Raw genomic sequence first — 14,464 nt, 5'->3', positions numbered from 1 at the left:
AAAAATGAGTAGTGAACTTTTAGGTGCGCTTTCGTCTCTTGAAGAAGAAAAAGGTATAAAAAAAGAAGTTGTGATCGAAGCGCTTGAAGCAGCTTTGGTATCAGCTTACAAACGAAACTATGGTCAAGCACAAAATGTTGATGTTGAATTTGATCAAAAGAAGGGTAACATGCATGTTTATGCTGTTAAAACGGTTGTTGAGGATGTTTTAGACCCTCAACTCCAAGTATCCCTTGAGGATGCATTAGCAATCAACCGTGGTTACGAACTAGGTGATGAAATTAAGTTTGAGGTTACCCCCAAGAACTTTGGTCGAATTGCCGCTCAAACAGCAAAGCAAGTGATTATGCAACGAGTTCGTGAAGCAGAACGTGAAATCGTTTTTGACGAATACAGCAAGTATGAAGATGAATTGGTTACTGGAACGATCGAACGCCAAGATACTCGATTTGTTTATGTTAGTTTAGACAAAGTTGAGGCAGTAATGGGCGTTCGTGACCAAATGCCTAATGAGGTTTATCGCCCTCAGTCACGCATTAAGGTTTATGTATCAAAGGTTGAAAATGCTACTAAAGGTCCCCAAGTGTTTGTCAGCCGGACAGCACCTGGAATGTTGAAGCGTTTGTTTGAACAAGAAGTTCCAGAAATATATGATGGAACTGTAGAAATCGTGTCTATTGCCCGTGAAGCTGGCGATAGAGCTAAGGTTTCTGTTCGTACTAACAATCCTGATATTGACCCGGTTGGAACTTCGGTTGGTCCTAAAGGTCAGCGTGTTCAAACCATTGTTAATGAATTGAACGGTGAAAACATGGATATCGTTGAGTGGGACGAAGACGACGCAAGATATATCGCAAATGCGCTTAATCCTGCTGAAGTAGTTGACGTTATTTTTGACGAAGATAACGACAGAGCTTGTACTGTAATCGTTCCTGACTACCAATTGTCATTAGCAATTGGTAAGCGAGGACAAAATGCTCGTTTAGCTGCTAAATTAACTGGATTTAAAATTGATATTAAGTCAGAATCAGAGGCAGCAGCCGAAATCGATCAAACAAATGAAGAGGCTGATTTGCCAGACGATGAAGAACAACAAGGTGACGAGCAGTCAGATTCAACTAACGAAGAATAATTAAAAGTTGTTTGGAGGCGGATTTAATGAAGAAGAGAAAAATTCCAATGCGCAAAGACATCGTATCTGGTGAAATGGCCCCTAAAAAGGAACTGGTAAGAATCGTTCGCGATTCTGAAGGAAATGTTGCCATTGATGAAACTGGTAAAAAGTCTGGTCGCGGTGCCTATATTTCGATTAATGTTGATAGCGCACGAAAAGCCAAGGCAGAGCGGGTCTTTGAAAAAGCTTTTTCCGCAAAAATTGAAGATTCATTTTATGATGATCTAATCTCTTACATTGATCACAAACAAGCTCGAAAAGAGTTGTTTGAAGATGGACAATAAACAGGCAACATTAAACTTTTTAGGACTTGCACAACGGGCTCGGAAAACAGTTTCTGGTCAAGAAATATTGTTAAGCGAACTTCGTGCCAATAAACTTCGCTTTCTATTCATCGCTAGTGATAGCGGTAAGGATACGTTTAAAAAGTTTACTGATAAGTCTAAGTCTTATAATGTTCCCACAAATACCATGTTTACAGGTGAAGAGCTTAGCGATGCCGTAGGGATGAAACGTAGTTTAATTGGAATTAGTGATCCTGGAATGGCAAAAAAGCTGATCGAGTTAACAAATAAACTTAAGGGAGAGTGATGATATGGGTAAAAAGCGAATTTATGAATTAGCTAAAGAACTCAAAGTATCAAGCAAGGCGATTTTGGATAAGGCCGCTGAAGCTGGCTATGATATCAAGAATCATATGTCAACTGTTGATGACCACCAAGAAAAGCATTTACGTCAGGTATTTGGTGATAAGAGTCAAAGCACTAAATCGCCCGCTGCAAATCATTCTAATAACCATCAAACTGCCCCAAGACAAACACAGGGCAGCAAAAATCATTCAGCCAATGGTTCATCTAACGCTAAACACGAGGATAAACCACAAGCTGCAAACAATCACCAAAGCAACACCCACTCTAATAATAATCGGGGTGGCAATTCTGCAAACAATCGGAGTAATAATTTGAACAATAACCATAGCCATAACCAAAATAATAGTCATAGCAATGGCAATAGTAACAATAATCATAGTTCTCAAGGCCAAAGCAGTCGCCCAGCTCAGAGCCAAAATAAGCCACAAAGCCACTCAAACAATACTCAATCAAGTAATAATAGTGGTCATACAAACAATAACAACAATGGTCACAGAACTAATACCGGAAGTGGTCGGTTTGGTGGTAGCTTAAATCCATCACGAGGTAATAATAATTCTCGTAAGGCCAACAAGAAGCGTCAAAAGAAGCAACGTAAGCAAAAGAACCAACGGATGCGTGAAGTTGAGCATCATGGTGCACCTGAACGTAAGGAACGGCCATTGCCAGAAGTATTAATGTATTCTGATGGTATGAATGCCCAAGACTTAGGTAAGGCACTTCACAGAGAGCCAGCTGAAATTGTCAAAAAGTTGTTTATGCTGGGAGTAATGGTTAACCAAAACCAATCGCTCGATAAAGACACAATCGAAATTTTGGCAGCTGATTACGGTATCACTGCTGAAGAAAAAGTTGAAGAAGATGTATCTGATATCGATAAGATTTTTGAGGGTGAGATGGCTAACGATGCTCACCTTGAAAGCCGCCCTCCAGTTGTTACCATCATGGGACACGTTGACCATGGTAAGACGACTTTACTTGATCACTTGAGACATTCACACATCACTGCTGGCGAAGCAGGTGGAATCACTCAAGCTATTGGTGCTTACCAAGTTCGTCACGGCGATAACGTAATTACCTTCTTGGATACTCCGGGACATGCTGCGTTTACTGAAATGCGTGCTCGTGGGGCTAATATTACTGATATTACTGTTTTAGTTGTTGCTGCAGATGATGGTGTTATGCCACAAACTGTTGAAGCAATTAACCATGCCAAGGCTGCTGGAACACCAATCATTGTTGCCGTGAACAAGATTGATAAACCAGATGCTAATCCAAACCACGTTATTGAGCAACTTGCTGAATACGGTTTGATTCCTGAAGACTGGGGTGGGGATACCATCTTCGTCAACATTTCTGCCAAATTCGGAAAGAATATCGACGAACTGTTAGATATGATTGTTCTTGAATCTGACGTGATGGAATTGAAGGCTAACCCTAATCAACCTGCTGTTGGTTCAGTAATTGAAGCACGTCTTGATCAAGGCCGTGGATCGGTTGCAACTTTACTTGTTCAACAAGGAACTCTTCATGTTGGTGACCCAATCGTAGTTGGTAACACTTTCGGTAGAGTTAGAACAATGAACAATGAGCTTGGCCGTGACTTGAAAAAGGCAACACCATCTGTCCCAGTTGAAATCACTGGTATGAATGATGTTCCTGAAGCAGGTGACCGTTTCGTTGTCTTTGAAGATGAAAAGACTGCTCGTTCTGCTGGTGAAGCTCGTGCCAAAGAAGCTCAAATGGAAGAGCGTCGCAAGACTACCCACGTTACTCTTGATAACTTGTTCGACTCCCTTAAAGAAGGCGAAATGAAGCAAGTTGACGTATTAATCAAGGCTGACGTTCAAGGTTCTGTTGAAGCCTTAGCTAATAGTTTGCAAAAAATTGATGTTGAAGGTGTTAAGGTCAACATTATTCATGCAGCTGTTGGAGCAATCAACGAAAGTGATATTGCATTGGCTGAAGCAAGTAACGCAATTGTTATTGGTTTCAATGTTCGTCCAACTCCACAAGCAAAATCACAAGCAGAAACTGATAAGGTTGATATTCGTCTTCACCAAGTTATCTATAACGCCATTGATGAAGTTGAATCTGCCATGAAGGGGATGCTTGAACCAACTTATAAAGAAGAAGTTACGGGAACTGTTGAAGTTCGTGAAACGTACAAGGCTTCTAAAGTTGGTACCATTGCCGGTGGAATGGTCGTTGATGGTGTCATTAAGAAGAATAGTAAGGTTCGTTTAATTCGGGACAGCGTTGTTAAGTACGATGGCCAATTGAACAGTTTGAAGCGATTCAAAGACGATGCTAACGAAGTTAAGCAAGGATTTGAGCTTGGTCTTACTATTGAAGACTACAACGATATTAAAGTTGGCGATGTCATCGAAGCTTATGAAATGAAAGAAGTACCTGTAGAATAAGGAGGGAAGACCATGGCTCAATATAGAGTTGGCCGACTTGAACAAGAGATTCAAAAAGAAGTCACTGATATTTTATTGAAGCGGGTTCGGGATCCTCGAGTTCAGGGGGTTACAGTAACTGGAGTTGACGTTACTGGTGACCTTCAACAGGCGAAAATTTATTATAGTATCTTGTCAGATAAAGCCTCTGATAACGAAAAGACTCAAGAGGGTCTTGAAAAGGCAACGGGTCTGATTAGAAAAGAGCTTGGCTCACGCTTAAGCATCTATAAGACACCAGAAATCCAATTTGAACAGGATCAATCAGTTCGTTATGGCGATAAAATCGATCGTCTGATAAACGAAATGAATTCAAAGAAATAACAATTTTGGAGATTTACCGCTAATCGGTTGAATCTCCTTTTTTGATACATAATTCGTTAGTGTGATTGTGATATAATTTATTAGATTAATCTTACAGGAGATATAGTGATGAATGGTGTATTACCACTTTTTAAAGAAAAAAATATGACTAGCCATGATTGCGTTAGTCAGCTTAGAAAAATTCTGAACACAAAGAAAATCGGTCACACTGGAACATTAGATCCCAACGTGGATGGTGTTTTACCCATATGTGTTGGCCCGGCAACTAAAATTTCAGAATTGTTGATGCAATCAGGTAAGGCATATAAGGGCTCGATTACCTTTGGAGTTGCCTATGATACGGAAGATTTGGATGGAGAAGTTATTACGACCCAAGCTATCAATGAACCGTTTTCTGATGTTCAGATTGATGACGCATTAGGGAAGATGGTCGGTGATATTCAACAAATTCCGCCAATGTTTTCAGCGGTGAAGGTTAACGGTAAAAAATTATACGAATACGCCCGTGAGGGAATTGAAATCGAACGTCAGCCAAGGAACATTCACATTGATTACTTTAAGCAAACCTCGCCTGCTGTGTATGACCATGATAAACGACAACAGACAATTTTCTTTGAGGTTGGTTGTTCTAAGGGAACGTACGTTAGAACGCTGGCAGTAGACCTAGGTAAGCACTTGGGTGTCCCGGCAGTAATGTCGTCATTGACTAGAATTAAAAGTGCCGGATTCACTATTGATCAATGTGTAAAACTGTCTGAGGTTGAAGAAGCGATGAATGCAGGAAAAATTGATGATGTTTTGGTCTCTTTAGACCAGTCGCTGTCTAAATATGCGAGTTTTGATTTGTCAGATAAGTTGATGAATTTGGTAAGTAATGGTGTTTTCTTAAACACTAATGAACTACAATCTACTGAAAAAGTGGTTAAATTAAAGTATGAAGGTAAAGTCAAAGCACTTTATCAATTTGATGATACAAAGGGTCAGTACAGACCTTATAAAATGTTTTTAAACTAGTTGAGGGTGAAGAGAATTGGAAATCGTTAAACTACATTACCCATTGCAAGCTGAAATTAAGGGCGATGAAAAAATCGTCCTTGCAATGGGATTTTTTGATGGTGTCCACCTCGGGCATCAAGACGTGCTGAATAAAGCAAAGCAAAAAGCTCAGGAGCTGGGGGCGAAGTTTTGCGTACTCACATACAACCATCATCCGGCAGTCGTATATAAACAGATGACCGCTCATGAAAAGCGATATTTAACGCTATATGATGAAAAGATGCGCCTATTTGAGCAGATGGGTGTGGACAGGGTTTACTACACAAATTATACGTACGCATTTCAAAATCAATCAGAGCAAGAGTTTGTGAATAACTTTATTAAACGGTTCAACGCGGTGGCAGTAGTTGCTGGCTTTGATCACACTTACGGTGGTACGAAAGATGCAAACATGGAAAATTTGCCTAAATATAGCAATGGTGAATTCGAAGTGATCACTGCGGATCCAGTGACGCTTGATGGTGAGAAGGTGAGCTCTACGCGGATCCGCAAAGCTCTTGATGATTGCGATGTTGAGCTAGCAGGAAAGCTTTTAGGTAGACCTTACAGAACGTCAGGGGTGACTGTTCATGGACGAGAAGTTGGCCGTTTGTTAGGTTACCCAACTGCGAACATTGAGCATCCAGAACTTCAATGGCTTCCAAGTATTGGAATATACGTCGTTAGGGTTAGTTTCGGGGATGAGAGTCACATCGCCATGGCGTCGGTAGGCCATAACGTTACCTTTTCAGATTCCTTGCCAATGACCGTTGAGATAAATATTCTTGATTTTGATAAAAATATCTATGGTGAAACACTAACAATTGATTGGCTGTCATATATTCGTGGAGAAGTTAAGTTTGACACTCCACAGCAACTTACCAGTCAACTGTACGACGATGAAGTTTTTACGCGTAATTACGTACAAAAGCATCCAGAGGTTATTGATTAGCACTCTGGGTGCTTATTTGCTAAAAAATCGCCGTAAAGCCTTGACTAATAGTAATGGGTTTGATAGATTATATATGTGCCTTAGCACTCGTAGATAATGAGTGCTAAAAAGAGGTGATTTCAAATTGTTAACTGATAGACAGAAGGAAATTCTGCAAATAATTATTCGTGATTACACTAAGAACGGAATGCCTGTTGGATCCAAGGTGCTCTCAAACGAGTTTCCAACTAGTGTTAGTTCAGCTACCATTCGAAATGAAATGGCGGCCTTAGAGGCCAAGGGACTAATAACTAAGACCCACTTTTCATCTGGAAGAATTCCATCGATGGAGGGGTACAGGTATTACGTGGATAATTTGGTGCAACCCGATCCGCTAGATGATAGCGCTGAGGACTTGATTAAAAGCTCGTTTAATGGCGATTTCAGTCGAATTGACGAGATTATTCAAGAGTCCGCTAAGGTGCTGTCCGACCTAACCAGCTATATGGCAGTTACTTTTAACCCTGAACAGGATAAAGCAATCAAGTTATCCGGATTTAGGTTAGTTAAGCTTGACGATCGACAAGTCATGGCCATCATTGTTATCGATAATGGTCACGTTGTCGATAAGGTGTTCCATCTTCGTGAAGTGTCACCAGAACAGCTTCAAACAATCGTTAATATTATTAACGAAGAGCTGGTTGGCAAGCCTCTGAATGAGATTACTGAAAAACTCCAGTTTGAGATTCCAGCATTGATTGCAAAATATGTTCAAACTCCTGAAGGATTTTTGAACGTATTTGATGAGATGGTCAATGAAGTTGGCAAGGACAGAGTCCATATTGGCGGTCGTTTGAATTTGTTAAGGTTTGCTGAGCGTCAAGATATTGATTATTTGAAACCATTGTATAACCTTCTGGACACTGGGGATGGCGTTGCCCAACTAGTTGATCCAGATTCTAACGACGTCGAAGTGCGGATTGGTAATGAGTTGCGAAATGATTTGTTGAGAAATTATAGTTTAATTACTGGAACATACGACTTGAAGGAGTATGGTCACGGAGTGATTGCCGTAATTGGCCCAACTAGAATGCCATATTCAAAGGTAATCGGAATCGTTGGTGCACTCAGAGAAGAAATGACCAGAAAAATTCTTGGGTATTACGATCAAAATGGTAGTTAACCAGAGGAGGCGATTTTTTGTCAGAGGAAAAAAGAGATTCTATGGATGAGGCATCAGAAGATAAGCAATCTGTAGATGACAGCCAACAAACAAGCAACGATAAAGAGTCCGCTGAGGATGTTAAGCCTCAAGATTCTGAAGCAGACAAACAAAACGAGCTGCAAGCTAAGTTGGATGACATGGAGAATAAGTATTTGCGTGCTGAAGCTGAAATTAAAAACATTCAGAATCACGCAAGAAAAGACCAAGCTGACTTGATTAAGTATGATGGTCAACAGTTAGCACATGACATCCTACCAGTAGTGGATAACCTGCAAAGAGCACTAAGTGTTGAGGTTACCGACGAAAGTGGAAAGCAATTAAAGCAAGGAGTTCAGATGGTCTCTGAACACTTGCAAAAAGCTTTGTCGGATAACGGGGTCGAATTAATTTCCGCTGAGGGATCACAGTTTGATCCTAAGTATCACCAAGCAATCCAAACGGTTGCTGCCGATGATGATCACAAGGCTGATACAGTCGTTCAGGTTCTTCAAGATGGTTACAAATTGAAGGATAGAGTGTTACGACCAGCAATGGTCGTTGTTGCAAAATAAACAATCAAATAAATTTGAAAAAGAGGATACGATAAAACATGGCAAGTAATAAAATTATTGGTATTGATTTAGGAACTACTAACTCAGCCGTTGCCGTACTTGAAGGTAGCGAGCCAAAGATTATTCCCAATCCAGAAGGTTCAAGAACTACACCTTCCGTAGTTGCGTTTAAAGATGGCCAACCTCAAGTTGGTGAAGTTGCCAAGCGTCAAGAAATCACTAACCCTAACACGGTGGTATCAATTAAGAGTCACATGGGTGAAGAAAATTATACTGTTGATATTGAAGGTAAAAAGTACACACCTCAACAAATTTCAGCAATGATTCTTCAATACATCAAAGGATTTGCTGAAGACTACCTTGGCGATACCGTTGAAAAGGCCGTAATCACAGTTCCTGCTTACTTCAACGATGCTCAACGTCAAGCAACTAAAGATGCTGGTAAGATTGCCGGCCTTGAAGTTGAACGAATCATCAACGAACCAACTGCTGCTTCATTAGCTTACGGTCTTGACAAACAAGACAAAGATGAAAAGGTATTGGTTTATGACCTTGGTGGTGGTACTTTTGATGTTTCCGTCCTTGAATTAGGTGACGGTGTGTTCCAAGTACTTTCAACTAATGGTGATACTCATCTTGGTGGTGACGACTTTGACAAGCGCATCATGGATTGGTTAGTTGATGACTTTAAGGCAGCTAACGGCGTTGATTTATCTAAAGACAAGATGGCACTTCAACGTTTAAAGGATGCTGCTGAAAAAGCCAAGAAGGATTTGTCAGGAGTTTCTGAATCAGAAATTAGCTTGCCATTTATTTCTGCTGGCGAGAGTGGACCACTTCACTTACAAACTACATTGACTCGTGCTAAGTTCAATGAATTAACCGCAGATCTTGTTTCAAAGACTAAAGTACCATTTGACAATGCTTTGAAGGATGCTGGCCTTTCAGTTGGTGATATCGACCAAGTTATTTTAAATGGTGGTTCAACTCGAATTCCCGCAGTTCAAGAAGCTGTTAAGAGCTGGACTGGTAAAGATTCAAACCATTCGATCAACCCTGATGAGGCCGTTGCCCTTGGGGCTGCTGTCCAAGGTGGTGTTATCACTGGTGACGTTAAGGACGTTGTTTTGCTTGATGTTACTCCACTTTCACTTGGGATCGAAACAATGGGTGGCGTGTTCACTAAGTTGATCGATAGAAACACAACCATTCCAACTAGCAAGTCACAAGTATTCTCAACTGCTGCTGACAATCAACCTGCTGTTGATATCCACGTCTTGCAAGGTGAAAGACCTATGGCTGCTGATAACAAGACTTTGGGTCAATTCCAACTTACTGACATTCCTGCTGCTCCTCGTGGAGTACCTCAAATTGAAGTTACATTCGATATTGATAAGAACGGTATCGTAAATGTTTCTGCAAAGGACAAGGGAACTGGTAAGGAACAAAAAATTACCATCAAGGATTCATCAGGTTTATCAGATGAGGAAATCGATAAGATGATGAAGGAAGCCCAAGAAAACGAAGATGCTGACAAGAAGCGTAAAGAAGAAGCTGACCTTAACAATGAAGTTGACCAATTATTGTTCTCAACTGATAAGACTTTAGAAGAAGTTAAGGACAAAGTTTCCGAAGACGAAATCAAGAAGGCAACCGATGCTCGTGATGCTTTGAAGAAGGCTCGTGAAGACAACAACATCGAGGACATGAAGGCTAAGAAGGATGAACTTACAAAAATCACTCAAGATTTAGCGGTTAAGTTATATCAAGATCAAGCTCAAAATGGTCAAGGTGCTGAAGGTGCTTCAGATGCCGGTTCATCTGATGGTAAAAAGGATGACGGTACTGTTGACGGAGATTTCTCAGAAGTCGACGATGACAAAAAGTAATTAATATTACCTAACAAAGTCAAGGCTAGTGAGCTTTGGCTTTTTGTTAAAATATGGTATTCTGTCAAAGATGATAAAGTAACAAAGACGGGAGTTTAGCATGGCTAACAAAGATTATTATGATATCCTTGGAGTTTCTAAGGATGCTTCTGATGACGACATTAAACATGCGTACAGAAGATTATCAAAAAAATACCATCCAGATATAAATAAGGCACCAGATGCTGAACAAAAGTTCAAGGAAATTACCGAGGCTTATGAAACCCTAGGTGATCCTCAAAAGCGTGCTAATTACGATCAATATGGGTCTGCTGACGGTCCTCAAGGATTTGGCGGAGGATTCTCACAAGGTGGTGCCGGAAACTTCGGTGGTGGCTTTGGTTTTGATGATATTTTCAGTCAGTTCTTCGGCGGTGGTGGCGGTCAGCAATCTGCTGATCCAACTGCTCCGCGTCAAGGACGTGATTTACAGTACCAGATGACTCTTGAGTTTGAAGAGGCGATTTTCGGAAAGAAAACCCGCATTAAATATAATCGTGAAGCACAATGTGACACTTGTGGAGGTTCTGGAGCAAAACCAGGAACATCGCCTGTAACCTGTCATAATTGTGATGGTCGTGGTTTTGTGACTGTTGAAACCAATACACCACTCGGACGGATGCAAACCCGTCAGGAGTGTCCTGTATGTAACGGTACTGGTAAAGAGATTAAAGAAAAATGCCCCACTTGTGGTGGTAGTGGCCACGTTGACCAACGCCATGAGATCGAAGTTACAGTTCCTGCTGGAGTTGACGATGGCCAACAAATGCGCCTTCAAAATCAAGGTGAAGCAGGCGAAAATGGTGGTCCTTATGGAGACCTTTACATCGTCTTTAAAGTTCGACCATCCAAAATATTCCAACGTGACGGTGCTACAATTTACATGACCCAAGACATTAGTTTTGCTAAGGCTGCCCTCGGAGGTAAAGTCAAGGTTCAGACTGTTCATGGTGAAGTAGAACTTTCGATTCCTGCGGGAACCCAAAACGGCACTGTATTCAAGCTTCGAGGTAAGGGCGTTCCTCATCTTCGTGGTAAGGGTAACGGTGACCAGAGAGTTACAGTCAACGTTGTTACACCAAAATCATTAAATAAAGAGCAAAAAGTTGCGCTTGAAGCCCTTGCTGCAGCTTTTGGTGAGGAAGATCTCGGATCGGGTAAGCCAGGAAACTTGTTCGACAAATTAAAAGATGCCTTTGACGGTAAAAAGTAATGTTGATGCCGACGGTTCGTTTTTTAAATCGTACTGCTATCGCATTATATTGATACCTAGGTATGAATATGGAGACTGTTAGCAGAAACATTTCTAGCAGCCTCTTTTCTTTTGTAGGCAAAATCACTTATAATTGTACTAGTAGTAATTTGAACGAAAGTGAGATATCAACATGGATATTGAAAAAATGAAAGAGCATCAAAAATATATTCGGAACTTTTCAATTGTTGCTCATATTGACCATGGAAAATCCACGTTGGCTGACCGAATTCTGGAAATGACCGATACGGTTTCAGAACGAGAAATGAAAGATCAACTGTTGGACAACATGGATTTGGAACGTGAACGAGGAATTACCATTAAGTTAAACGCCGTGGAGCTTAAATACCACGCTGACGATGGTAATGATTATGAATTTCATCTAATTGACACCCCAGGACACGTTGACTTTTCTTACGAAGTTTCTAGAAGTTTAGCCGCGTGTGAAGGGGCAATTTTGGTGGTTGATGCTGCCCAAGGTGTTGAAGCCCAGACCCTAGCTAACGTTTATTTAGCCTTGGATGATGACTTGGAAATCGTTCCGGTTATTAATAAAATCGATTTGCCATCTGCTGACCCTGAGCGGGTTCAAGAAGAAATTGAAAACGTCATTGGCATTGATGCATCAGACGCTGTTATGGCAAGTGCTAAAAAGGGGATTGGAATCAAGGAGCTGCTTGAACAGATTGTGGCCAAGGTACCCGCACCAGCTGGAGATGTTGAGGCTCCATTAAAAGCGCTTGTATTCGATTCAGTTTATGACGATTACCGTGGGGTTGTTTTAAGTGTCCGTTTGGCCGAAGGAACTGTTCAGCCTGGTGACAAAATCAGATTAATGAACTCTGGTTCTGAGTATGAGGTCACTGAAGTTGGGGTTAACTCACCTAATCCAGTCAAACGAGACTACTTGATGTCTGGTGACGTTGGATACATCACCGCTAGCATCAAAGATATTGGCCAAACTCGTGTCGGTGATACGATTACGAACGCTAAAAACCCTGCTGACAAACCACTTCCTGGCTATCGGGAAATGAATCCGATGGTTTATGCGGGGCTTTATCCAACTGATAATGCTCGATTTGAAGACCTTCGTGAATCGCTTGAAAAATTGAAGCTAAATGATGCCGCGTTAGAATTTGAACCTGAAGTTTCTCAAGCTCTTGGTTTTGGGTTCCGGTGTGGATTTTTGGGACTACTTCATATGGACGTTGTTCAGGAAAGACTAGAGCGAGAATTTAATCTTGACCTGATTACAACAGCACCATCTGTAACGTATGAAGTTGAAAAATCAGACGGTACTCAAGCTGAAGTCGAAAATCCCTCTGAAATGCCTGATTCTTCAGAAATCAAGACGATTTCTGAGCCATTTGTAAAGGCGACTATTATGGTCCCTAATGATTATGTTGGTGCCGTAATGGAGCTTTGCCAAAGACGCCGAGGGATTTTTGAGACGATGGATTATCTAGATGATTACCGAGTAAACGTCATTTACCATATGCCTTTATCAGAAATCATTTTTGATTTCTTTGATAAATTAAAATCTAGTACCCGTGGATATGCATCCCTCGACTACGACCTTGAAGATTATCGACCAAGTGACCTAGTTAAGGTAGATATTCTTATGAATAGTGACAAGGTCGATGCTTTGAGCTTTATCACTCATAGGCAGTTTGCTGATTCTAGAAGTAGAGATATTGTTACCAAGTTGAAGGGCATCATCCCTAGACAAAACTTTGAAATCCCAATTCAAGCGGCTGTCGGGTCAAAAATTATTGCCAGAACAAACATCAAGGCTTACCGTAAAGATGTTACCTCAAAGATTCATACTGGTGACCCCGATCGGCGAGCAAAATTGCTCGATAAGCAGAAACGGGGAAAGAAACGGATGAAGGCCGTCGGTAAGGTCGAAATTCCGCAAGCTGCATTTATGGCTGTTCTTCAAACCGATGAAGAAGAAGCAAATGATAAATAAAAAGGACTTTCAAGTCAATAACTTGAAAATCCTTTGGGGTTAACCCAACCTTAGTTCAGTAATTAAATTTGTATCAATTACGGGCTTATCTTCTTTATTTCTGTGATAACGTACTCGATTAAGCAACTTATGTTTGATCATATAGTTACTAAATAATTCTTTAGACGGTACTCGTAATAAATCAAAATTATGCGAGTCTTCAAAGGCAACTTGTTTAAGTATGTATTCCTTTGGAATGGCACTAAAAATGTTCTCAATTGAGCTTAGCGCTGCCTCACCAGTGATTAATAGGTCCGGGTTTAAAAAGCTTCGATAAAAGACCTGTTCACCTTCATAGATTGTGGGGCTTTGGTTATTTTCCAAGATGGCGGTATAACCAATCCTGATTGTTTCGTCAGTAATCCGGTTGATAAAGCGGATGCGGAACGTTTCCATTTGGTTCATCTCCTTAAAACTATCATTACAAACAAATTGGAAAAATTCAAATAAATCGTTTGCGTTTTCAAGTTCATTCTATTAATATATATATTAATTGTTTTTATGAAGAATTTCACGAGAAATAAAAAAATAAACGGGAGGTGTTCATTATTCTTAGTCGAACTAAACAATATCTTAGAAAAAACGGCTTTTACTATAAAAAAGAGTATATGCGCCCCTTGATGACCCCCGACAACATCTATATCTTTAAGTTTGGTAGAAAACAACTTGATAATAGACTGATAATTAGGTACAGTCACAAGTGGACTGGTAGACAGCGTATTAATGAAATCGATTTAAGACTCCATAAACAAAAGCATCCTCGTGTATTCCGCACGGAGGCCGAGTTATTAGAATACTTACAAACACACTTGATGGATCACGAAGCTAGAGTTCATAGCGAAACCGATCAACAAGGTAAAGAAGAAGTATCAAACGGTGCATCCAAATAGGGTGCTTTTTTTGTATCGGAAAGGAAATCTA

Annotated in this window: 14 protein-coding genes; 13 read left to right on the top strand and 1 reads right to left on the bottom strand. The window is 40.6% G+C overall.

From position 1 onward, the window contains the following. Positions 1-4 precede the first annotated feature (4 nt). The 12 genes from nusA to lepA all read left to right on the top strand — a co-directional run bounded on the left by nusA (position 5) and on the right by lepA (position 13,504). The gene (gene nusA, locus PL11_RS09570; protein WP_035167017.1) at positions 5-1,132 is read left to right on the top strand and encodes a transcription termination factor NusA; all 1,128 of its coding nucleotides are present in this window, start codon (positions 5-7) and stop codon (positions 1,130-1,132) included. A gap of 26 nt (positions 1,133-1,158) precedes the next feature. Then, complete coding sequence (rnpM, locus tag PL11_RS09565; protein WP_035167018.1) at positions 1,159-1,458, top strand: RNase P modulator RnpM; 300 nt, start codon at positions 1,159-1,161, stop codon at positions 1,456-1,458. After that, on the top strand, positions 1,448-1,765 hold the full coding sequence (locus PL11_RS09560) for a L7Ae/L30e/S12e/Gadd45 family ribosomal protein (RefSeq protein WP_035167019.1): 318 nt from the start codon (positions 1,448-1,450) through the stop codon (positions 1,763-1,765). The genes rnpM and PL11_RS09560 overlap by 11 nt, the downstream gene beginning before the upstream one ends. 4 nt (positions 1,766-1,769) lie before the next feature. Next, positions 1,770-4,247 carry a translation initiation factor IF-2 gene (gene infB, locus PL11_RS09555; RefSeq protein ID WP_035167020.1) on the top strand — a complete coding sequence of 826 codons (2,478 nt, stop codon included), beginning with the start codon at positions 1,770-1,772 and terminating at the stop codon, positions 4,245-4,247. Positions 4,248-4,259: 12 nt separating this feature from the next. Further along, a complete protein-coding gene (gene rbfA, locus PL11_RS09550; RefSeq protein ID WP_035167021.1) occupies positions 4,260-4,610 on the top strand; it encodes a 30S ribosome-binding factor RbfA in 351 nt (116 codons plus the stop codon). Between the two features lie 108 nt (positions 4,611-4,718). Next, positions 4,719-5,624, top strand: coding sequence for a tRNA pseudouridine(55) synthase TruB (truB, locus tag PL11_RS09545; RefSeq protein WP_035167022.1), 906 nt, complete (start codon positions 4,719-4,721; stop codon positions 5,622-5,624). A gap of 16 nt (positions 5,625-5,640) precedes the next feature. Then, positions 5,641-6,597 (top strand): riboflavin biosynthesis protein RibF, encoded by a 957-nt coding sequence (ribF, locus tag PL11_RS09540; RefSeq protein WP_035167024.1) that lies wholly within the window; start codon positions 5,641-5,643, stop codon positions 6,595-6,597. A 124-nt stretch (positions 6,598-6,721) separates the two neighbouring features. Further along, positions 6,722-7,759, top strand: coding sequence for a heat-inducible transcriptional repressor HrcA (gene hrcA, locus PL11_RS09535; protein ID WP_035167026.1), 1,038 nt, complete (start codon positions 6,722-6,724; stop codon positions 7,757-7,759). Positions 7,760-7,800: 41 nt separating this feature from the next. Then, entirely contained in the window at positions 7,801-8,352 is a 552-nt protein-coding gene (grpE, locus tag PL11_RS09530; protein ID WP_152639032.1) for a nucleotide exchange factor GrpE, read from the top strand. Positions 8,353-8,390: 38 nt separating this feature from the next. After that, positions 8,391-10,241 carry a molecular chaperone DnaK gene (gene dnaK, locus PL11_RS09525; RefSeq protein WP_035167028.1) on the top strand — a complete coding sequence of 617 codons (1,851 nt, stop codon included), beginning with the start codon at positions 8,391-8,393 and terminating at the stop codon, positions 10,239-10,241. A 100-nt stretch (positions 10,242-10,341) separates the two neighbouring features. After that, a complete protein-coding gene (gene dnaJ, locus PL11_RS09520) occupies positions 10,342-11,493 on the top strand; it encodes a molecular chaperone DnaJ (RefSeq protein WP_035167029.1) in 1,152 nt (383 codons plus the stop codon). Positions 11,494-11,665: 172 nt separating this feature from the next. Further along, positions 11,666-13,504 carry a translation elongation factor 4 gene (gene lepA, locus PL11_RS09515; RefSeq protein ID WP_035167030.1) on the top strand — a complete coding sequence of 613 codons (1,839 nt, stop codon included), beginning with the start codon at positions 11,666-11,668 and terminating at the stop codon, positions 13,502-13,504. A 39-nt stretch (positions 13,505-13,543) separates the two neighbouring features. Here lepA and PL11_RS09510 read toward each other — a convergent pair whose 3' ends face one another. Next, on the bottom strand, positions 13,544-13,939 hold the full coding sequence (locus PL11_RS09510; protein ID WP_035167031.1) for a hypothetical protein: 396 nt from the start codon (positions 13,937-13,939) through the stop codon (positions 13,544-13,546). 143 nt (positions 13,940-14,082) lie between these two features. Between PL11_RS09510 and PL11_RS09505 the strand changes: the two genes are divergently transcribed. Then, the gene (locus PL11_RS09505; protein ID WP_035167032.1) at positions 14,083-14,433 is read left to right on the top strand and encodes a hypothetical protein; all 351 of its coding nucleotides are present in this window, start codon (positions 14,083-14,085) and stop codon (positions 14,431-14,433) included. Positions 14,434-14,464: the final 31 nt, after the last annotated feature.

It is taken from the genome of Lentilactobacillus curieae (assembly GCF_000785105.2).
Classification (GTDB): domain Bacteria; phylum Bacillota; class Bacilli; order Lactobacillales; family Lactobacillaceae; genus Lentilactobacillus; species Lentilactobacillus curieae.
Note: the sequence above shows the minus strand (reverse complement) of the source record. Positions and strands in the feature narration are given on the sequence as shown.